Origin of the sequence: Chryseobacterium sp. RU33C, assembly GCF_900156015.1 — a bacterium.
In the GTDB taxonomy this organism is placed as follows: Bacteria; Bacteroidota; Bacteroidia; order Flavobacteriales; family Weeksellaceae; genus Chryseobacterium; species Chryseobacterium candidae.
Window position 1 is genome coordinate 80,717 of record NZ_FTMT01000012.1, and the last position, 20,846, is coordinate 101,562.

Annotated in this window: 19 protein-coding genes; 8 read left to right on the forward strand and 11 right to left on the reverse strand. The window is 35.9% G+C overall.

The features are described 5' to 3' along the window. Nucleotide 1: 1 nt before the first annotated feature. From BW946_RS11695 to BW946_RS11715, 5 genes are all read right to left on the reverse strand, one after another. Entirely contained in the window at nt 2-475 is a 474-nt protein-coding gene (locus BW946_RS11695) for a Fur family transcriptional regulator (protein ID WP_027374694.1), read from the reverse strand. Between the two features lie 65 nt (nt 476-540). Next, nucleotides 541-2,535, reverse strand: a complete 1,995-nt coding sequence (locus BW946_RS11700; protein ID WP_076596355.1) for a KUP/HAK/KT family potassium transporter — start codon at nt 2,533-2,535, stop codon at nt 541-543. Between the two features lie 114 nt (nt 2,536-2,649). Then, entirely contained in the window at nt 2,650-3,630 is a 981-nt protein-coding gene (locus tag BW946_RS11705) for a pyruvate dehydrogenase complex E1 component subunit beta (RefSeq protein ID WP_076596356.1), read from the reverse strand. Between the two features lie 241 nt (nt 3,631-3,871). Beyond that, complete coding sequence (locus BW946_RS11710) at nt 3,872-4,291, reverse strand: DUF2147 domain-containing protein (RefSeq protein ID WP_076596357.1); 420 nt, start codon at nt 4,289-4,291, stop codon at nt 3,872-3,874. 150 nt (nt 4,292-4,441) lie between these two features. Next, the gene (locus BW946_RS11715; RefSeq protein WP_076596358.1) at nt 4,442-6,370 is read right to left on the reverse strand and encodes an LTA synthase family protein; all 1,929 of its coding nucleotides are present in this window, start codon (nt 6,368-6,370) and stop codon (nt 4,442-4,444) included. Nucleotides 6,371-6,459: 89 nt separating this feature from the next. Between BW946_RS11715 and BW946_RS11720 the strand changes: the two genes are divergently transcribed. From BW946_RS11720 to BW946_RS11745, 6 genes are all read left to right on the forward strand, one after another. Next, nucleotides 6,460-7,173, forward strand: coding sequence for a CDP-alcohol phosphatidyltransferase family protein (locus BW946_RS11720; RefSeq protein WP_076596359.1), 714 nt, complete (start codon nt 6,460-6,462; stop codon nt 7,171-7,173). A gap of 72 nt (nt 7,174-7,245) precedes the next feature. Beyond that, nucleotides 7,246-8,010 carry a 3'-5' exonuclease gene (locus tag BW946_RS11725; RefSeq protein WP_076596360.1) on the forward strand — a complete coding sequence of 255 codons (765 nt, stop codon included), beginning with the start codon at nt 7,246-7,248 and terminating at the stop codon, nt 8,008-8,010. Nucleotides 8,011-8,012: 2 nt separating this feature from the next. Next, nucleotides 8,013-8,411 carry a putative signal transducing protein gene (locus BW946_RS11730; protein WP_076596361.1) on the forward strand — a complete coding sequence of 133 codons (399 nt, stop codon included), beginning with the start codon at nt 8,013-8,015 and terminating at the stop codon, nt 8,409-8,411. A 5-nt stretch (nt 8,412-8,416) separates the two neighbouring features. Then, entirely contained in the window at nt 8,417-8,977 is a 561-nt protein-coding gene (locus BW946_RS11735; RefSeq protein WP_076596362.1) for a hypothetical protein, read from the forward strand. 7 nt (nt 8,978-8,984) lie between these two features. Beyond that, nucleotides 8,985-9,590, forward strand: coding sequence for a fumarylacetoacetate hydrolase family protein (locus tag BW946_RS11740; RefSeq protein ID WP_076596363.1), 606 nt, complete (start codon nt 8,985-8,987; stop codon nt 9,588-9,590). Nucleotides 9,591-9,649: 59 nt separating this feature from the next. Further along, nucleotides 9,650-10,087 carry a universal stress protein gene (locus tag BW946_RS11745; RefSeq protein WP_076596364.1) on the forward strand — a complete coding sequence of 146 codons (438 nt, stop codon included), beginning with the start codon at nt 9,650-9,652 and terminating at the stop codon, nt 10,085-10,087. An 82-nt stretch (nt 10,088-10,169) separates the two neighbouring features. On the opposite strand, the gene BW946_RS11750 is transcribed toward BW946_RS11745, so the two are convergent. Further along, nucleotides 10,170-10,403 carry a DUF6341 family protein gene (locus tag BW946_RS11750; RefSeq protein ID WP_047434770.1) on the reverse strand — a complete coding sequence of 78 codons (234 nt, stop codon included), beginning with the start codon at nt 10,401-10,403 and terminating at the stop codon, nt 10,170-10,172. Between the two features lie 42 nt (nt 10,404-10,445). Between BW946_RS11750 and BW946_RS11755 the strand changes: the two genes are divergently transcribed. Both BW946_RS11755 and BW946_RS11760 read left to right on the forward strand, forming a co-directional pair. Then, on the forward strand, nt 10,446-11,351 hold the full coding sequence (locus BW946_RS11755; protein ID WP_076596365.1) for a DUF6427 family protein: 906 nt from the start codon (nt 10,446-10,448) through the stop codon (nt 11,349-11,351). Nucleotides 11,352-11,357: 6 nt separating this feature from the next. After that, complete coding sequence (locus BW946_RS11760; RefSeq protein WP_076596366.1) at nt 11,358-11,942, forward strand: DUF3109 family protein; 585 nt, start codon at nt 11,358-11,360, stop codon at nt 11,940-11,942. 89 nt (nt 11,943-12,031) lie between these two features. On the opposite strand, the gene BW946_RS11765 is transcribed toward BW946_RS11760, so the two are convergent. The 5 genes from BW946_RS11765 to BW946_RS11785 form a co-directional block, all read right to left on the reverse strand. Continuing rightward, nucleotides 12,032-14,866 carry a M16 family metallopeptidase gene (locus BW946_RS11765; RefSeq protein WP_076596367.1) on the reverse strand — a complete coding sequence of 945 codons (2,835 nt, stop codon included), beginning with the start codon at nt 14,864-14,866 and terminating at the stop codon, nt 12,032-12,034. A 425-nt stretch (nt 14,867-15,291) separates the two neighbouring features. After that, nucleotides 15,292-15,978 (reverse strand): hypothetical protein, encoded by a 687-nt coding sequence (locus tag BW946_RS11770; protein WP_076596368.1) that lies wholly within the window; start codon nt 15,976-15,978, stop codon nt 15,292-15,294. Nucleotides 15,979-16,133: 155 nt separating this feature from the next. Continuing rightward, nucleotides 16,134-17,468 carry a trigger factor gene (locus BW946_RS11775; protein WP_076596369.1) on the reverse strand — a complete coding sequence of 445 codons (1,335 nt, stop codon included), beginning with the start codon at nt 17,466-17,468 and terminating at the stop codon, nt 16,134-16,136. Between the two features lie 138 nt (nt 17,469-17,606). Beyond that, nucleotides 17,607-18,194: a hypothetical protein gene (locus BW946_RS11780; RefSeq protein WP_076596370.1), complete on the reverse strand. Its 588-nt coding sequence runs from the start codon at nt 18,192-18,194 to the stop codon at nt 17,607-17,609. A gap of 18 nt (nt 18,195-18,212) precedes the next feature. After that, a complete protein-coding gene (locus BW946_RS11785; protein WP_076596371.1) occupies nt 18,213-20,606 on the reverse strand; it encodes a TonB-dependent receptor in 2,394 nt (797 codons plus the stop codon). Between the last annotated feature and the right edge of the window lie 240 nt (nt 20,607-20,846).

Here is a 20,846-nt window from a genome sequence, read left to right on the forward strand (position 1 = left end):
ATTAATCATTCTTAGTGCCATAGAAATACAGCGAATGAGAATCAATTTTTACGCCAAATGCTTCTTCAATGGCTTCTTTGATTCCTTGGATTCTTGGGTCACAGAATTCAATAATTTCTTCAATTTCTTTATCAGAGTCTTTTTTGTAGATCACCAGGTGGTCATGCTGTTTGTCAAAATAAGACTTTTCATAAGACGAAGAAGTCAATGTCTTTTCTCCGAACTGATGCTTACGGATTAAGCCTGCATCAAGGAAAATTTCAATCGTGTTGTAAATGGTTGCTTTGGAAACATGATATTTTTTCTGCATCATCAGAAGATACAGATCATCAACATTAAAGTGATGATCCATATTATAAATCTCTTCCAATATCGTATATCTTTCAGGTGTGTTTCTGAACCCCTTTTCTAATAAGTAGTTTCTCAAAACATCCTTGATCAAAGCTATATTTTTTTCTTTTTGTACTGTATCCATTAAAAAAATTATCTACAAATTTATTGAATTTTATTTAAATAGATAGCATGGTTAAATACGAGTGACTACGAGTTGTGACGGAAATAGCCGGACTGCTCGATCTTATTGTCATAAACTGTTAATTCTGTGATGGGTGCAGATTCTACTTCAACGTTATGAGAAGATACTCCCCAGGCCTTAAAGTCATCACTTCCGATATACTTCACAAAGTTGTAAATATTAAGTGTAATCTTCTGTTTAACAGTTAAAAGGATATCGTTGATATAGGTGTTATCTATGATCACATATTTAAGATCCGGTGGTATATCATGAGCTCTTAAAGATGGATGGCTGCTTCTTGATGGAATAGTTCCGTCTGCCATTAAGTCTTTAAGAACCATATTGAAATAATCGTTGATTCTCCGGTCTACTTTAAATCCTAAAAGGAAGTTGATTTTATATACTGTTCCGGGAAGAATTTCATCTACTGTATATCTGAAAGTGTATGGATCTTCCTGGTTTACGATGCTCAGGATAAAGTAATGATCTGCTCTTTTCGGCTGTTTTTTGATGATGGAATAGATAATTTTAGATTCCACTTCATCATTTCTTTTTGCTCTGCTCAGATAGGCAAGATTGGTAGCATATTTCGGAATGGTTTCGTCCAGTTTCATGTCTTTAAGAATAGACACATATTTTTCTATTTTCACAAACTGGATAAATCTTGTTTTAATCAATCTTCCGTTATACCATGCATACATAGAAATTCCGATAGAACCAGCTAATACAACGGTGATCCATCCACCTTCCATGAATTTGATGATATTCGCACTGAAGAAACCTAATTCTATTGCCATATAAACCATTGCGAAAACCAGAATCAGGACTTTGCTTACTCTGTGTTTCAGCAGCCAGAAGACCAGCAAAACGGTTGTCATCAGCATGGTCACCGTAATGGAAAGTCCATAAGCAGCTTCCATTTTTCCTGACTCTCTGAAGTGAAGAACAACAATGATACACAGGATAAGAAGTCCCCAGTTGATTCTTGGAATATACATCTGTCCTTTTACTCCGGAAGGATAATCAATTTTCTGATTCGGCCAAAGGTTAAGAGACATTGCTTCCGAGAATATGGTGAAAGAACCTGTAATCAATGCCTGGCTGGCAATAATTGCGGCGGCAGTGGCTAAAATTACTCCCGGGATGATCATCCATTCCTGCATAATTCCAAAGAACGGGTTTACTACAGAAAATCCTGGTTTATTATGATTGGTCAAAAGCCACGCTCCCTGCCCAAGGTAGTTTAGGATAAGCATAATCTTAACGAATGCCCAGCTTATTCTGATGTTTTTAGCGCCACAGTGTCCTAAATCGGAATACAATGCTTCTGCTCCGGTTGTACAAAGGAAAACAGCTCCTAAAATAACAATAGCACTCGGAGAGTTGGCAATAAGCTTGTAAGCATAGTAAGGATTGAAAGATCTTAAAATCTCAAAATTTTCACTTAGGTGCATTACTCCCAGGCCTCCCAATACCAGAAACCAAACCACCATTATAGGACCAAAAAACTTCCCGATAAAGCTGGTCCCGAATTGCTGCACCACAAAAATGGCAATCAGAATTCCAATGGTAATAGGCACAACAGGGGTGTGCGGGTTATAGATTTCAAGACCTTCAATAGCTGACATTACTGTCAGTGAAGGGGTGATTACTCCGTCTGCAATAAGCGCCGCAGCACCAATGATTGCTATGAGGTACAACCATCCTTTCTTAAGGTTTCTTACTAATGAAAACAATGCAAGAATACCACCCTCACCTTTGTTATCTGCTCTCAAAGCAATGATCACATATTTGATTGTGGTCTGCAGGGTAAGAGTCCAGATAATACAGGAAAGAGCTCCTTCTATGTACTCATTGAAAGGCATATTGCTTCCCTCGGACCTTGCATTCACAATTGCTTTCATTACGTAAAGCGGAGAGGTACCAATATCTCCAAAAACAATTCCTAGAGACACTAAAACTCCCATGAAGGAAAGTTTCTTTATGTCGAAGTGGTAACCATCTTCTGTAACTTCTGCCATATCAGCTTAATTTATTTTAAAGGCGCAAATTTATACTAATTTTATGACGTCAAGAATTTTTCTTCATGAATATAATAAATGAAAAAACTTCCTTTCGGAAGTTTTTCTCTATAACTATTTTACGTACATCGCTTTTTTAATTTCCTCTTTCACTTTTTCAAGTTTAGGGAACCATTCTGCAAATAATGCAGCAGAATAAGGTGCAGGTGCATCAGGAGTAGTAATTCTCTTGATAGGAGCATCTAAATAATCAAATGCTTTTTGCTGTACCATATAAGTAATTTCTGAAGAGACGGAACCAAATGGCCAGGCTTCTTCTAAAATAACAAGTCTGTTTGTTTTCTTTACAGATTCTAAAATTGTATCAAAATCAAGAGGACGAACTGTTCTAAGGTCAATAACTTCTACAGAAATTCCTTCTTTAGCCATATCTTCTGCAGCCTGTAAAGCCAGCTTCATGATCTTTCCGAAAGAAACCAAAGTAACGTCTGTACCCTGTCTCTTGATATCTGCTTTTCCTATTGGTAAGTAATATTCTTCTTCAGGAATTTCCATTTTATCTCCATACATCTGCTCGGATTCCATGAAAATAACAGGGTCATTATCCTGGATTGCCGTTTTCAATAATCCTTTTGCATCGTATGGGTTAGAAGGTACTACTACTTTAAGTCCCGGACAGTTGGCAAACCAGCCTTCGAAAGCCTGAGAGTGAGTTGCTCCTAATTGTCCTGCAGAAGCAGTAGGTCCACGGAAAACGATTGGGCAATTCCACTGTCCTCCACTCATCTGACGGATTTTCGCCGCATTATTGATAATCTGATCAATTCCTACCAATGAGAAATTGAATGTCATAAATTCTACAATGGGTCTGTTACCATTCATTGCTGCTCCCACAGAGATTCCAGTAAATCCAAGTTCTGCAATCGGTGTATCAATTACTCTTTTCGGACCAAATTCATCCAGCATTCCTTTTGAAGCTTTATATGCACCATTATATTCTGCAACTTCCTCCCCCATCAGATAGATGGATTCGTCTTTACGCATTTCCTCGCTCATTGCCTGTGCAATTACCTCACGAAAAGTATATTCTGCCATATTTTCTTGAAAAATTTAGACTACAAAAGTAGTGTTTTTTTATTATACACATCATAAAAAGGCGTTTCATTTGAATGGAAAATTTTAATGCTTAATTTTATTTATAACGGCTTTTCTTCGTAATAGCTCTCTTATCTGCAGTTTTTCTGAAGCCTCCAAAAAAAATTCCCGATATTTCTTTTATATAAAAAAATGACACCTTAATTCTGAGGTGTCATCTAAAATTCTATTTAAACTTATATTAATTAGCTTTCTCCCAAACCTGGGTTCTTCCTAATAAAGATAATCCTAAGTAACCTCTTACATTCAGTTTATCACCAGTTCTTGTAATGGTACATTTGTATGTTTTTCCTGTTTTAGGATCCGTAATAGTTCCTCCTGTGAACTCATCACCGTCTTTTTTCAATCCTCTGATGATTTCCAATCCTAAAATTGGTTTTCCCTTTCTGTCATCCTTACAAGCTGTACAGTTAGGATCAGCAGGCTTTATCAATAACTGAGAAACTTTCCCATAATATTTCCCATCAGATTTTTTATATACCTCCACAATAGATTTCGCCTGTTTTGTCTCATCATCTATCGTTTTCCACTTACCTTCTATCTGTGCAAACGTAAGCACACTGAACAGCGAAAGCACGAATGTTAACAATAATTTTTTCATATTTCTTATAGTTTTAATTTTAATACAATATTCTTATCTACGTATTGATAAAAATATAAATTAATTTTCAACAAACAAAAACTTTTATTATACAAAGCATAAAGAGCTAAAGAAAAACAAGAATGTCAATCAAAAATCGATTATTTATCCTTAGTAAAGCTTCCTGTTAATTACCCTGTCCATATAATCCTGATACCAGGCCTTTGCCGTTTTCTTCCCTTGCTCTACTTCAGGATTTTTAACTTCATTCATAAGATTTTTTTCAAGGCTCAGATCAGATTGAGCATACACTCCGATGATTTCTTTTCCATCAAAGCGGTAAATATAATTTCCGATCATGAACTGATCCGTACTTCCATCTGAGTTGACTATGATGAAAGGATATTTTTTATCACTCACCAAACTTCTACCCCAGCTTCTGATAGGTTTGTTATACCCGATAAGATCAGCCAGTGTAGGATAAATATCAGCCTGCTGTGCAATTTCCTGGCTGACTCCTTTTAACTGATAGGCAGGATTCGGAGAATAGAAGACCAATGGAACTGCATAGCGGTTCATCGCTCTCTCATATTCAGGATAATAGACCTGATTGGTATGATCTCCCGTGAAAACAAAGATTGTATTATTGTACCAGGGCTGTTTTTTAGCCGTCTCAAAATATTGTTTGATTGCATAATCTGTATACTGCATCGGCTCGTGGATTTCTATTTTTCCCTTTCTAAATTTCCCGTTATATTTTTCAGGGATTTTAAAAGGGTGATGTGATGATGCTGTAAATACGGTGGCCATAAAAGGCTGTTTCTTTCCTACATTCTTAGCAAAATACTGAAGGAAAGGTTCATCCCAGATCGCCCACATTCCATCAAAATCCTCATCATGATTGTATTCTGTTTTTCCGAAATAATGTTTAAATCCTAAGATATTCCCGAATCCAAGGAATCCCATAGAACCATTAGGGGCACCATGATAAAAAGAAGTATCATAGCCAAGGTCATTACACACGGAAACAATAGACTGAATTTTCTGATTGGAATACGGAGATCCTGTAAATGCGTCGGTAAGACTCGGAATTCCGGCCAATACGCTGCTCATCCCATGAATAGACTGTCTTCCGTTTGCAAAAGTATTTGGGAAAATAAGACTTTGATTAGCTAAACTATCCATAAACGGAGTATAAGAAACGTAGTCTTTAATATTTTTGTCTTTATTGAAGGCTCCAGAATACTCTCTTCCGAAAGATTCTACAATGAAAATAACAATATTGGGACGGTTCTCCACTTTCCTGTCGTATACTTTATAGGGCTGAACATTTTCTTCGATAAACTTTTCATCTACAAAATGAACTTCCTTGAAATTATTGGTATTTAAAGTCCTGAAAAAGGAAAATGTACTATTGAGCACCATATTTCCCTGCAGCGGATTGGTTACAAAACGGGTTGCATCCACCATATTGATCGGTCTTGTACTGTGTTTAAAATCTCCTCGGATTCCTCCCACAACCAGCACCGCTGTAATACACAGCGTAAGAATGGAAGTGATAAAGTAAGGAAGTAGTTTCAAAGGTTTCACATCATCCACTTTCACCCTTTTGTAAAGGAAAACCCATAAAATCATCAGCACGACGTACCAAATCAGCACAAAAGGATGTTCTCCAATAGAGATCATCAGTGTTTTGGAAACATTAGACTCATGTTCTGCCACCTGAAATACAGCCGAAGTAAGCCTTGCCTGAGAAAATTTATAGTAAATAAAATCTCCGAAATTCATCGCATACGCAATCCCGTTGGTAATGAAATACAGCCAGAAAAGAATCTTCTGAAAAACTTTCTTTGTATTGATCACCAAAGGCAATAAACTAAGGAGTATAAATAAGGCATTGACATATAAAATAGCTGTGGTATCAAAGGCTGTACCATGGAAAGCCAGCTTTATATATTCTGAAATGGAATCAACTTTAATCAGATCTTTATTAAAGTACCAGAATAAAAGTCTGGCAATCTGATAAAAAACATAGGCTAAAAAAATTCTGTAAACCAGTGCCAGAACTTCCTGTTTTCTAAATCCTTTTAAAAATTTCATGGGACAAATTTACATCAAAATCACTGTAATGCATTTTTTAGTTCATATTATTTTGAGTTAGAATTTCTAAAAACTGTAATTTTGTGCTTATGGATTTTATAAAGAATAATCTGGCCAATGCCTTAACCCTCGCTAATTTATTTGCAGGCTCTATTGGGGCAATACATCTAATATTAGGAGATTATCAGACAACAGCTATCTGTCTTATTCTCTCCTCGGTTTTTGATTTTTTTGACGGCTTTGTTGCCAGAGCTTTAAAATCAAATTCCAATCTTGGGCTTCAGCTGGACTCGCTTGCAGATATGGTAAGTTTTGGGGTAATCCCCGGACTTACGATGTACAAAGCCCTTGAACCTTTTGGTGCAGAACTGCTTGGCATGCATTTTCCGTTTGAGATCAAATATCTGGGACTCATTGTCACTGTATTTTCCTGCCTGAGGCTTGCTATTTTTAATCTTGATGAAGAGCAGCGTTATTATTTCAAAGGATTGAATACACCAACCAATACCGTTTTGCTGTTCGGTCTTTATTATGCCTTTAAAGAAACCGGATCTTTCAGCTTTTTATTTGATAATGAATTGCTACTGGTTCTGCTTACTCTTCTTACTTCATGGCTTCTGATCAGCCCGATCAAGATGATGGCAATGAAATTCAAATCCAAACAGTTAAAAGATAACTATCCAAAAGTCTTACTATTAGTGGGAGGAATTGCTATTCTTGCCCTGTTCCAGACTGTGGGAATCCCGATGCTTGTTTTGTATTATATATTAGTATCAATAATATTCCAAAAACAATTAAATTAAGCTGTACAATTGATGAGGAATGCTATATCCTCATTTCAAATTATCAAATTAACACATTTTCAAATAGAAAAAATGAATTTAAAACTCCATAAACCACTTTGTATTTTTGACCTGGAAACTACAGGAACCAATATCGGAAAAGACAGAATTGTTGAAATCTGTATTTTAAAAGTAAACCCGGATGCTTCCAGAGAAAGCAAAACATGGCGTGTAAACCCGGAAATGCCTATCCCTAAAGAAAGCAGCGAAATTCACGGCATTTATGATGAAGATGTAAAAGATGCTCCTACTTTCAGAGATATTGCTTCTAAAATTATGGAAATGATTACCGGAAGTGATTTGGGAGGATTTAATTCCAACCGATTTGATGTTCCGCTTTTGGCAGAAGAGCTTTTAAGAGTAGGAATGGATTTTGATCTGAGTAAATTCAGACTGGTAGATGCACAGACTATTTTCCATAAAAAAGAACCCAGGAATTTAGGAGCAGCTTACCAGTTCTACTGTGGAAAAACACTGGAAAACGCCCATTCTGCAGAGGCTGATGTAATGGCGACATTTGAAGTTCTTGACGCTCAGGTAGGAAAATATGACGATATTCCCAATGAAATAGCACCTTTAAGTGAGTTTACATTCCATAATAAGAATGCAGATCTTGCCGGATTTATCGGATATAATGAAAAAATGGAAGAAGTTTTCAACTTTGGAAAATATAAAGGCCAGGGTGTTAAAGCGGTATTCCAAAAAGACTTAGGATATTTCGGATGGCTTCAGAATGCTGATTTTCCGTTGTATACGAAGAAGATTTTTACAAAAATTCAACTCTCAAGCAGATTTTAAATATGTCTGAACTGGTTCGTTTTAAATTTTATGAAACTGCTCTTGAAGCTAACAGGGATAAACAGATATTGACTGAAAACGGCATCAACAGCTTTATCGCCAATGAACAGCTCATCCAGTCGGATTGGCTTTTGTCACAGGCGGTAGGCGGCATACAGCTTCAGGTTTTTGAAGAAGATCTGGAAAAAGCCAAGCAGGTATTACAGGATTATAAGGACAATGAACAGTATTCGCTGGAAGTAGAACACACCATTGAAGATCCTGAGTTTGATTTTGTCTGCCCGAAATGTGGATCCAATCATATTTACAGGGACGACAGTGCTACCAGCTTCTTTGGAATTTCAATTCTGACGAGCCATAAATTCAAATGTTACTATTGCGGGAATGAGTTTACGCATTAAAAACTATGATCAAAAGGATTGGAAAAATTATACTCATCATTATTCTTGGCTCTCTTGTTTTCATAACGGGAAAGTTCTTATTAGTATGGAAAAGTGTTGAAATTGATCACAGTTTGAGCCAAAAACCTATTTTTAAAGCATTTAATCAACAAAAACAGGCAACTCTTTGGAGTCAGAAGGGTGAGGATCATAAAACCAATGACTTCAAAATAACATCAGATAACACAAGCTTTGAGTACTATAGTTGTTATATTAACAGAAATCCAACACTGAAGATTACATTTTCTGTTGGAGATGGTTTTAGTGGTGGTGGTTATCAAATCGATATTTTACAGAACCGCTATAAAGTTTCCCCTTATTCTTACACGGATAATATCAAACCTTTTGATTTTCTGAATACGGGAGAATATTATAAAGTTCTGGACAGTAAAGTTGTTCTGGATAAGGAATCTTATCAAAAAGGAGACAGTATCTTCGGCTATACCGAACTTAAAATTCAAGAAGGATACGGGCCCAGAAAATACATAGAAGAAGGTAAAGGATATTTTAAAGGTAAAGTAAATTAATTAAGTTATGAAAATAATCTGCATAGGAAGAAACTACAGTGAACACGCGAAAGAATTGGGAAATGAAATTCCTGAAAATCCTGTTATCTTTATGAAACCGGATACGGCAGTTCTGAAGGGAAATGATTTCTATATCCCTGAATTCTCCAATGATATTCATTACGAGCTTGAAGTGGTAATAAAAATTTCAAAGGGAGGAAAATATATTCAGAAAGAAACAGCGCACAAGCATTATGAAGAAATTGGTCTTGGAATAGATTTTACAGCCAGAGATCTTCAGAGTGAACTGAAATCAAAAGGGCTTCCATGGGAACTTGCCAAAGGTTTTGACGGTTCTGCTGTGGTAAGCAGTTTCTTTAAAAAAGAGAGTTTCAGCCTTGAAAACCTTCAGTTTTCGTTGTTAAAAAATAAAGAAAAAGTACAGGATGGTAATACTAAAGATATGATGTTCAGTTTTGATGATATTGTAACTTTTGCTTCCCAGTATTTTACACTGAGAGTAGGTGATCTGATCTTCACAGGAACTCCGAAAGGGGTTGGAAAGGTGGAAGAAAATGATATTCTGGAAGCTTACCTTGAAGAGGAAAAAATCCTTGATATCCGAATATTATAAGTATTTAATACCAAAGTCTGACAAATTTTTCCTATCTTTAGGTAACAAAACCAGAGGTTATGATAAATATTGTATTACCCGTAGATTTTGGGGACAAGACAGACCAATTGGTAGACGGTGCCATAAAATTTGCAAAACAGCTTAATGGCAGAATTTACCTGATCCACGTAGCACCATCAGATATCGGCTTTGCCATTGGTGATATGGGATTTCAATATTTTCCGGAAGTGGAAGCCAACGAAATCAGAGAAGAGCTGGTGCAGCTTAATAAAATTGAGCAAAGAATCATCAGCCATGATATCGATTGTGAGCATCTTTTAAAACAGGGACTTGCAAAAGATATTATTCTGGAACATGCAAAGGAAAAAAATGCAGATTATATTGTGATGGGATCACACGGCAGAAGCGGAATTTATGATGTATTCGTGGGAAGTTTAACCAAAGGAATTACTAAAAGTTCAACTATTCCTGTTCTGGTACTTCCAATTCACGACTAAAAAATAAAATTTTAATCGTTAGTAATAAAAAAACCGATCAAATCACAATGTTTGATCGGTTTTTTACTATATAACCAATTAATTAACCTTCTTTTTTGTAGATATTCGGATCGTAGTAAGGATGCTTACCTTCCGTTGGGGAATAATAGTCTTTATCTTTGTCACCACCTAGCGTAACCACAAGTACGTAGCACCAATAAGTAAATAGTACACAGCAAACTATAAATAGAATCCAGTTTAAAACATTTCCAAACGCATCAAAGAAACCGAAAGTCCATTTGAAAACTTTGCTTAAGAATAGAAAGAAAGACGTCATTATTTTCCTTTTTTAAATTAACTTTGTACAAATTTATAAAAAATGTTTAAATTACTTTCAAAAGAAAGCAATATTTTTTCAATTCCTGTTTATATTGGTTTTCTTCTTTTAGTAGTAATAATATTTAACATACTGAATTTCAATACATATGAAGCCATAGTTGCCGGGATAACTTTTCTGGGAATTGCTTTGGGATATTTTGGTTTTCACAGCATTGCCCTTAATTATCAGACCCATCTGCCATTATTTTTATACACCTTTTTTATTTTCGGGCTGTATCCCGGAAATCTGGATATAGGAATTGCCGTTTCTCTGCTTACCAATTCCTTTCTTATACTTCTTTTGACAAGTACAGATGAAGATATCAGAAAGAAGTCCTATGTATTGGTAGGATCTATTGTAGCCCTGAACTTTATATTTCTTCCTACCACGTGGCCGATGGCTGTTTTTGTAATCATACACGTGGTTGCGACCTCTGCCAAAATCGGGTTGAATCTTTTCAGGTTTCTTCTGGGAATTGGTCTGATTGCGTTCAGTTATTTCTCTGTAATGTATTTCGTTCAGTTCACTTCATGGAATATTGATTATTTTCCGTTTGGAAAAATGAAGCCGGTAACAGATTATACTGAACTTCTGCCGTTGATCCCTGTATTGCTGATGCTTATTTACGCAGTGTATGACCATTTTAAAAATTATAACAAGAAAAGTCCGATAAGCAGATATAAATATACTTTCCTGCTGGTCTTTTCTGTAGCACAGCTTATTTCCATCATTCTATATATGAATAAAAGCTATGAATATCTGCTTCTTCTGGCCTTTCCTTCAAGTATTATTCTGAGCAGAATGATGAGATTTTTACCTAAATACTGGATGCGTGAAGCCAGTGTATGGCTTATTATTATTAGTTTACTGACCTTTAAAGCGGGTACAGTTTTTGATTTATTTTAAAAAATTATGATTCAGATAGACGATAAATTGATTTCTGAGGAAATTTTTTCCGAAGAATTTGTTTGCAACCTTACGAAATGTAAAGGTGCATGTTGTGTGGAAGGAGATGTGGGAGCTCCGTTGGATAAAGACGAGCTTGAAATATTGGACAGTATTTTTGATAAAATAAAGCCTTACCTTACCCAGGAAGGAATTAAAGCCCTTGAAGAACAGGGAACATGGACTACTGATCCACACGACGGAATGTATGTTACTCCCATGGTGGAGGACCGCGAATGTGCCTATGTAACCTTTGATGAAAAAGGAATTACCAAATGTGGTATTGAGAAAGCATATGAAGATGGTGCTGTAGACTGGCAGAAGCCTATTTCATGCCATCTTTACCCCATCCGTGTTACGGAATATTCTTCCTTTACCGCATTGAATTATCATGAGTGGAATGTATGCAGCGATGCCTGTACACTCGGAAAAGAAATTCAGGTTCCTGTTTATAAATTTTTAAAAACTCCACTGACGAGAAAGTATGGTGAAGAATTTTATACTGTTCTCAGCGAAGCCGCTGAAGAATGGAAAAAAGAATATGGTTCTTAACTGATACGTATTTGAATGAAATAATAAAAACCGCAGAGAGATCTGCGGTTTTCTTATTGCTTACGGTAAAGAAAAAATGAATTAGTTCACTATTCCTGCTTTTTGGGTTCATCTTTTTTAGCTTTTTCCCATCCATCTTCCGGCATTAGTATCGCTATATTTTTTTCCTTTGTGAGGTATTTTTTTGCAACATCCTGGAGGTCTTTTACAGTAAGTGCTTTTACTTTATCCTGGTAATTCAGAATAGCATATTGATCACTTCCGTCTAATTGATTTTGGGCAATGCCCTGCAGCCAGAATCCATTGTCTTTAAGGCTGGTTTGATATTCATTGTATTCTCCTTCTTTATATTTATCAAGATCCTTTTGTTCCGGTCCTTTATCTATTAATTTCTGTAATTCGGTCATTACACTTTTGGTAAGCTTATCTGCATTTTCAGGACCACAAGGGAAATTGATACTAAAATCATAGGCACTATATGGGACTTTACTGAAACTTCCTCCTGCACCTCCGTTGTAAATACCGCTTTCGTCTTCTCTCAGTTTTTCAAGAACTTTAATCGTAGCTACTTCTCCAAGAGCTGAAAGCGCCAAAGCTTCCTTCTCATTATAAGGCGCTTCACCACTGTAAGAAATTGTTACAAGACTCTTCGGCTCTTTTCCTTTTTTATAAACTTTTGTGTATCCTCCTTTCAGTGGCCTGTAACCTGTATCTTTAAATGTAGATGATTTTCCTGTTGCAGGAAGTGAAGCAATATACTGCAGAACTTCATTTTTAAGCTGCCCTTCCTCTATACTCCCTACAAAATAGAAGTGGAAATTACCTGCATTGGCAAATTTCTGTTTGTAGATATCATAGGCTTTTTTATAATCTGTATTTGCCCAATCTTTTTCGGTAGGTTCAAGGCTTGTAAATCTTGGGTTTTTCTGATTGATAAATTTGGAATATTCATTGGAGAAATAATATTGCGGATCTGAATCTACATTCGCCAGCATTGAAGATTTCTTTGTTTTGTAGGCGCTGAATGATTCGGGATTGTAATTCAAGTCTGTAAAACAGGCATAAATCAATTCCATAGCTGTTTTCAGATCTTTTTTCGAACTTGTTCCGGAGATCCCGTCTGTAAGACCACCTACATAAGAGCTTACACTTACCTGTTTTCCTGCAAGATAATGGGTAAGATCTGTCTTGGAAAGACCTGCTAATCCAGCTTCCAGCAAAGCATCGAATGCAAATTTTGTTGTATTGTAATCAGCATCCGGAATGACAGAAACACCTCCCAGGCTTATTCCTGCAAAAACAATTTCATCGTCTTTAAAATCTGTTTTTTTGAAGGTTACTTTAGCTCCGTTGCTTAATGTCCAGGTGGTTGTTCCTAATTTGGCATCCGTTTCCGTTTTTGTTATTTTTCCTTCAGATTTGAAAGGTTTTATCAGACTTTCAATTTTAGTTTTTTCTTCGTAAGGTTTAAGATCAGCTATTTTAACAGTATCAAATGTATTCAGCACCATAGCCTCTGTCGGCATTTTAATATTATCTTTTTTTGGCCCTGTAATGACGATTACCCTGCTGTCATCTTTTACAAACTTTTTGATAATTCCGTTGGTTTGCTCCAGTACTATGGTTGGAAGGATTTCTTTAATATGCTCATATCCCCATGTAATCCCAGGTATGGGCTCCTGTCTCAAGAAATTGTTCACATAACCATCTATCAGATCACCGCTTTCGTTTTTGTCTTTGTTGTTGTAGGCCCATTCATAAGATGAAAGCATCTGATCTTTTGCTCTGTCCAATTCAGATTGGGTAAAACCGAATCTTTTTGCTCTTTCCACTTCTTCCAAAAGGACTCTCAGTGCATTCAGCTGATCGCCGTCTTTTGTATCTGCTGCTCCCTGAAATGCCTCTTTACTTCTTGCATAAGTTCCTCCGTGGTAAACAGATCCATAAGTAAAGGGTGGATTCGTAGAGTTAACCAGTTCTGCCAATCTGCTGTTCAGCATCATATTCACAAGACTTTCTACAATACTCTGATCATATTGCTGAACCGTTACATCCGGCTGGTACGTTTCAGAATCTTTGATGATGAATTGTACTCCTGAACCTGTTGCATCAGGATCAGTTTCAATAGCTACCATTGCTTCTTCATGATTCGGAAGATCAAAAGATTTTCTTTCTCTAGGTTTTGAAGGATTTTTATATTTGCTGAAATTATCCTTAATTTTTCTCTCGATTTCATCTATATTGATATCTCCAACTACAACAATTGCCATCAGATCGGGCCTGTACCAATCCTGATGAAATTTTCGGATAAGATCAGGTTTGAAATTTTCAATTACTTCTTTTTTACCAATAGGAAGTCTTTCTGCATATTGAGATTGGTATAAAAGCTTAGGAAGGTATTTATCCATCATTCTTTTATCAGGTCCAAGACCTAATCTGAGTTCTTCCAGTACCACTCCTCTTTCTTTATTGATCTGTTCGTCAGAAAGTGTCGCATTAAATGCCCAGTCTTCCATCACTTTCAGTCCGGCATCGAGATTACCGGGTTTATCCAACGGAACAGGAAGCATGTAAACCGTTTCATCGAAACCTGTAGAAGCATTAAGGTGCTGACCGAACTTTACCCCAATCGACTGTAAAAAATCTACTAATTTGTTATCCGGAAAATTCCTGGTTCCATTGAAATTCATGTGCTCCATAAAGTGAGCAAGCCCTCTTTGATTTTCGTCTTCAAGAATAGATCCGGCATTAATCGCCAGACGGAATTCTACTTTTTTCTCAGGTAAAGCATTTTTTTTGATGTAGTACTTCATTCCGTTGGAAAGAGTACCAATTCTTAAGGACGGATCCACAGGGATGTTTTGTCCATACATATTGACAGACATCAGGAAGATGACTGAAAACGAAGATAACATTCTTTTCATCTACATTATTTTGACCTTTCAAAAATATTAATTCTCCCAGCGATGAGGCTTTGCCAGAGGGTTAAATTCAAGTTAAAAAATGTAATTATAATAAAATGAAAACAAATTATTGTTTTTATGTTACTTAAATTGATTTTTAATTAAAAAAATTCATCAATTAGTTAAAATAGACTAATTAAAAATAATGTTATTTTCTTATTTTACTCTTAAATTATGGTAAATCCACTATGATATTCCCTTTCTAAAACAAAAAAAATATTATATCGTACTATGGTTTTATCATTTTAATTAAAAAAATTCAGTTATCAACCTATTTCTAAAACAACGCAATAGCACTTTCAACGAGCTTATGTGCTTTTCGGGTACATATTCTATACTAAAAAAACCGGGAAATTCCCGGTTCTTTATCTCTTAAAAAGCAATTTTTACTTAAAATCAGCATCCGAAACTCCGGAATTGATGACCACTTTGCTCGTTTTAATTGTCATTTTCTGACCTCCTCCCTCAGCTTCTACTTCAGCCGGAAACTGTATTCCATCTACAGCCATATAGCTTTTAATGGTTGCTTTACCTTCCCCTGCATCCGTCTTATATAAAAGTCCTGTTCCAGCATCGAAATAAAATTTTCCTTTGTCTGAAGACAATACATTATAGTCTTTTCCATCAAGTTTTTCTGTAGATACAGTCTGGAAATTAGACGCATCAAATGCTAAAGCATCCATTGGTTTTCCTTTTTTAAGGTCTGCAATTTTGTCAGCAGGAATATCTGTTTTAGTTCCCATCTGATCAAAATATCCTTTCTCACCGTCAAAAAGCTGCACCATTTCTTTCCCCATGAAAGATTGTACAGATTTGAATTTATTCCCTAATTTCTTAGTAGTCATTTGGATTTCCATTCCCTGCACAGCAACTGTGTTATCAGTAATAGTAGATTTTACAGCGTCCAGTTTATCTTTTCCACCTAATGCTTTGAAATAATTATCAACAACTTCTTTAGGTGTAAGTTTTGATTTCACTGCTTCTGTTTTAGCAGATGCAGCCGCTTTTTTCTGAGCTGCTGCAGGTACTGAGAAAAGTACAGCGCAGAAAAACGGAATAATGATCTTTTTCATATTTATAATAAAGTTTAAAGGGTAAATATAGGAATATTGGCGGACATACAGATAAATGATGAATGATAAGTGATGAATGATGAGTGATGAATATTTACAGCATAAAAAAACCGCCAAAGAATTGACGGTTTTCAAATATTTATATCTGACTATAATTATTTCTTAAGTTCTTCTAAAAATTCGTCGTGAGAAATTTTAGTTTCTTTTTTGCTCGCTTTTTCAAGAATTACATCTTTCAGTTTAGCCATCGCTACTTCAGAAGAAATTTGTCTTACCTGCTCCTGGTCTTTCAACATTTCAACAGCATATTTCTGGATTTCTTCATCTCCTAAGTGGTGGATTCCGTAGATAGCCAATTGGTTTTTTACTAACTGTTCAGCCTGAGCCAATACATCAGCATAGTCAAGGTTAATTTCGTTTTCAGTCATCAATTTACCTTCGATGATCTGATGTTTCAACTGGTTTTTCTCGGCTTCAAGAATTTCTTTAGCCTGATCTTCAGACTGGATATTCTGGTTAGAGAATAACAACCACTTCACAAGGAAAGATTCAGGAAGTTTTACTTCTTCTTTCTCAGTTACTTGTTCTAATACTTTATTCACGAAGTGAACATCAGCATTCTGTTGGAAATACTCGTCTAATTCAGTCTTAACTTTATCTTTAAGTTCTTCTTCGGACTTAATGTTTCCTTCTCCGTATACTTTGTCGAAAAGATCCTGATTAAGTTCAGCCAACTTTAATGAATAGAAATCTTTCACTTTAACTTCTAATTCATTGTGGTGCAGGTGCTCAACTTCTTCTTTGCTGAATCCTAATTCTTTAGCCAATTCTTCGTCACCTGCAAGAGTTTCTTTCGTTACTTTTACAGAACCTTCCATTTTCAAACCTTTTACCAATTTGAAAGCTTCTTTGTTTTCAGCTGTGATGGTAAGGTTTTTTGGGTGGTGGTGGTGCTCTCCTTCAGCATCTTCTTCCACAACCTGAGAAACTTCTAAAACAATGTAAGAATCTTTAGTGATTTTATCTTGAGGAACCTGCTCTGCAAAACGCTTCTGCATGTTTTCAATACTCTTGCTGATTTCTTTATCGGAAGCTTCTACTTTGTAATGAGGTGCTTCATATTTAGCTAAATCTATAGTGAATTCAGGCTCATATCCTACCTCGAAAGCAACTTCTAATTGATCAGCATTGTAATCTAATTCGTTTACTGGCTGAGGAACAGGCTGACCAACTAATCTTAATTTATTTTCATTAACATAGTTGTTTAAAGCATCAGAAACCTGTCTGTTGATTTCTTCAAATGCAATACCTGCTTCATATTGTTTTTTAACCATACTCAAAGGCACTTTCCCTTTTCTGAATCCAGGAACTTGCGCATTTTTAGCATAATTAATCAACTGCTTCTCTACTTTTTCTTTGTAGTCAGATTTTTCCAATGTTACTGTAAGCAATGCACTTACGTCATCATGGTTTTGTGCGGTAACCTTCATTATTGATTAAAATTTTAGGTTGCAAAAATAGGAATTTTTTATGAAAAAAACTCATTTAAAATCAACTTATAACGCCAAATATTGTTAAATAAAAAACCACCGGAGAATTCCGGTGGCCCAAACAAGATTAAAGGTATATTAATTAATAATATTATAGTTGGCCTGTGCATCTGTTTCACCTCCTGTATGAGTTCCGTAAATCACTCCGTTTCCACTAACAGCAGAAGCTTCAGAAACTGTTACCGGCTCATGGAATAATGTAAGAACCAGCTGGCTAGGTGCAGAAGCATTTTTTACCGCAGTATTGACTACCCATTTTGTTTTCAGCCCCACACGGTTTCCGTCATCTCTTTTGGAAGATTCATCATCTGTACGGGTTAAGGTGATATCTGAGTTTGGAAAGTTGTATACCAGGAAATGTTCATTTTTTGCTTCTTTAATTTCCTGAGTGGCATCTTCGTCACCATTTTTGAAAATAACTTCTACATTATAAGTGTGGCCATTGATCAGTTTAACATTAGGGTTCGTGGTACTGTTCACCTGATAATCATAAACTACAGGAACTCCTGTAGCTTCATCCGTTACTTTTAAAAGAACATCTGACAGTTCTTCCTGAGGAAGATCATCTGCTTCATCATCGCTTCTGTTACACGATGTTAAGCTTAAAGAAACGGCTAAGAATAAAAGTCCTAAGATAAGCGTTGTATTTTTAAAAATATTTTTCATGTTTTTGATTTTAAGTAATTAAAATTGATATTTAAGAGTTAAAATAAAGTTTCTTCCCATTTCGTTGGAAAAGAAACGAAGTCTGTTCAGATAATCTCTGTACGACGTATTGAATACATTTCGGACTGAAAAATCAATTCCGAAATTTTTAGACAGATTCACCCCTGTCTGAAGGTTCCAAAGGGAATATCCGTTTGGAGGTGTAGAAATATCCACTTCTTCATTGTAAGGATTTCCGTCCGAATCGAATAATCTGATCGGAACGTTATAAACAGGAAATCTTGTCTGTTTCAGATAAGTATTGTTACTTACTGTAAAATAAAAGCCTTTCCATTCTTTCTTATTGAATTCCAAGGAATTGTTAAAATTCGGCGGCATCATTAAAATAAGCGGTACATCATGAGTAGTGTCCTGTCCATACACATAGGAACCGCTTCCTTTATAAGTCAGATTATCTGTAATTTTAAGCTGAGCATCGATATCCAGTCCATACATTTTTGCATTGATCTGCTGATAACTATACTCTACAAAAGCTCCACCCCATTGTGTATTCAGATAACCTGTAGGAATCTGATTGATGAAATTCTGAGTATAAAAGAAATATGGGTTTACAGAAATGTTCAATCCTTTTAGGACATTTGCTTTTATATCTGCCACTAAATTAAACTGATTTCCGGTTTCACTCTTCATTCTCATATTTCCTCTCTCAATGATCGCTGCAGAATGGTGAAGCCCATCTGCAAAAAGCTCTGCGATATTTGGAGATCTTGAAACTCTGGCGTAATTGAATTTCAGGTTAAAATATTCGGATGGGTGATAGACAATTCCACCGTTTACTGAAACATTATTATACGTTAATGATGGCTTGGTAAGAATTCTGTTTTGGTTTATTCTTACTACAAAATTTGAATAATCTGCCGCATATTTTTTATTCCAGTCGCTCAGACCAAACCATTTTGTTACATCATAATGATCGTAATCATATCTCCCCCCCAGTTCAATATCCAGTTCCGGCGCAATTTTATATTTTAGTACAGAATAGATTCCTGCATAATATCTGTCATAGTTCGGGACAAGACGTCTTGCCTCGGTCTGCGTATTGGAATAGTTGTTCTGATACCCTGCGTTAATCCCTGTTTCAAGATTCCAGTTTCCTCTTTCTATCAGGTGATTTACATTAAGATCGTTGGTGATCAGCTCAAGATTCAATGCCGGTTTTTTACTCAAAGCTTCTGTACGTCTGATATCATACTCTTTTCTATGATTGTACTGAAAGCTGTAAGTAGCCGTTATTTTTCCAAAATTTTCAAACCTTTTGTAAGCCGAAACTTTAGCGATATGATGTTCAATTTCCTGTTTAGGATTGTCAATATCATAGCTAAAATCCCTCTGATAAATTGGTTCCGGAGATGTAAGAGCATTACGCAGATCTTCAGAGTTTCCTGCGTGAGAACTTCTAAGGATTCCGACTGTGCTTTTCGTCAGATAGTAATCAAATGAAAAACCTTTTTCAAATGTCATTTTCTGTACACCAAAATTAAATCCTGAACTCTCAAGCCCTGTATTCATCAAACCATACTCAGGAGCTTCAAGATCCCCCAGCTTTTTATAGCTTCCATTGGTTTTGATGGCCCAGCCATTCTCCCAGGTTTTTGCAAGCTTAACATTGAGATCAGCCCCTCTTCCGTTTGAAATTCCGGAAAGAGAAACATTTCCCATAATAGTATCTTTCTTTGGTAAAATCTGAGGTTGTAAAACAACGACTCCACCTACTGCACCCGCTCCATATTTCAAAGCAGATGCTCCTTTGATCACATCGATATGTTCAAAATTATTGACATCCACGTTAGGAGCGTGTTCTACTCCCCATTCTTGTTCAGCCAGCTTCACCCCATCATTAAGAATGGAAACTCTGCTTCCATAAAGACCATGAATAATAGGCTTAGCGATATTATTTCCGGTTTTAAGAACATTGACACCGGAAATATTGGTTAATAAATTCCCTAAGTTTTCGGTGACATTTCTTGAAAGCGTTGATTTATCAAGTGTTTTCACCACCATGCTTCCATTGTTCTTGTGGCTTCCGTGAACGGTCACTGTTTCAATGTCTTTGACGTGATGCTCCAGCGTAATAACCAGATGTACATCCTGATAGACTCCTATATTTTCAGTATAATCATCACAATCCGGATGTTGTGCACTGAGTGTATACTTCCCTGCAGGAATTTTATCTAAAGAAAATTTACCTTTCTTGTCTGTTTTGGCTGTAAAGTTCCCGATTTTAATCACTGAATTTTCCAGCAATGTTTTATCATGGAAATCCTGAACGGTTCCCTCTACAGTATACGTTTTTTGTGCACTTGTAAATACTGATCCACAAAAGATCAGCAGCAGGCAATATATCAATTTCATTGTAAATAGATTGATTGCGCACCCTTTTCAACAGGGTACATTTTTCGTTAAAATTTGTGGGAAGGGTTCGATTGATTGTACAATGTATTCCTGGTAAGAAGTTAGAGGTTAGAAATTAGTAATTGAACATTATTTAGATATCTATTACAGATAATCAGGTGTTTTTCCCAACAACTTTAAACTTTAAACTTTAAACATTGAATTTAAAGCAGTAAACATTGAACTTTAAAGTACAAAACT

Coding starts and splice junctions, on each gene's coding strand:
- BW946_RS11755 (WP_076596365.1), top strand. CDS start 10,446: ATGTTTAAATTACTTTCAAAAGAAAGCAATATTTTTTCAATTCCTGTT.
- BW946_RS11770 (WP_076596368.1), bottom strand. CDS start 15,978: ATGAAAAAGATCATTATTCCGTTTTTCTGCGCTGTACTTTTCTCAGTA.
- BW946_RS11765 (WP_076596367.1), bottom strand. CDS start 14,866: ATGAAAAGAATGTTATCTTCGTTTTCAGTCATCTTCCTGATGTCTGTC.
- BW946_RS11745 (WP_076596364.1), top strand. CDS start 9,650: ATGATAAATATTGTATTACCCGTAGATTTTGGGGACAAGACAGACCAA.
- BW946_RS11735 (WP_076596362.1), top strand. CDS start 8,417: ATGATCAAAAGGATTGGAAAAATTATACTCATCATTATTCTTGGCTCT.
- BW946_RS11780 (WP_076596370.1), bottom strand. CDS start 18,194: ATGAAAAATATTTTTAAAAATACAACGCTTATCTTAGGACTTTTATTC.
- BW946_RS11740 (WP_076596363.1), top strand. CDS start 8,985: ATGAAAATAATCTGCATAGGAAGAAACTACAGTGAACACGCGAAAGAA.
- BW946_RS11760 (WP_076596366.1), top strand. CDS start 11,358: ATGATTCAGATAGACGATAAATTGATTTCTGAGGAAATTTTTTCCGAA.
- BW946_RS11705 (WP_076596356.1), bottom strand. CDS start 3,630: ATGGCAGAATATACTTTTCGTGAGGTAATTGCACAGGCAATGAGCGAG.
- BW946_RS11700 (WP_076596355.1), bottom strand. CDS start 2,535: ATGGCAGAAGTTACAGAAGATGGTTACCACTTCGACATAAAGAAACTT.
- BW946_RS11710 (WP_076596357.1), bottom strand. CDS start 4,291: ATGAAAAAATTATTGTTAACATTCGTGCTTTCGCTGTTCAGTGTGCTT.
- BW946_RS11695 (WP_027374694.1), bottom strand. CDS start 475: ATGGATACAGTACAAAAAGAAAAAAATATAGCTTTGATCAAGGATGTT.
- BW946_RS11785 (WP_076596371.1), bottom strand. CDS start 20,606: ATGAAATTGATATATTGCCTGCTGCTGATCTTTTGTGGATCAGTATTT.
- BW946_RS11725 (WP_076596360.1), top strand. CDS start 7,246: ATGAATTTAAAACTCCATAAACCACTTTGTATTTTTGACCTGGAAACT.
- BW946_RS11715 (WP_076596358.1), bottom strand. CDS start 6,370: ATGAAATTTTTAAAAGGATTTAGAAAACAGGAAGTTCTGGCACTGGTT.
- BW946_RS11775 (WP_076596369.1), bottom strand. CDS start 17,468: ATGAAGGTTACCGCACAAAACCATGATGACGTAAGTGCATTGCTTACA.
- BW946_RS11730 (WP_076596361.1), top strand. CDS start 8,013: ATGTCTGAACTGGTTCGTTTTAAATTTTATGAAACTGCTCTTGAAGCT.
- BW946_RS11720 (WP_076596359.1), top strand. CDS start 6,460: ATGGATTTTATAAAGAATAATCTGGCCAATGCCTTAACCCTCGCTAAT.
- BW946_RS11750 (WP_047434770.1), bottom strand. CDS start 10,403: ATGACGTCTTTCTTTCTATTCTTAAGCAAAGTTTTCAAATGGACTTTC.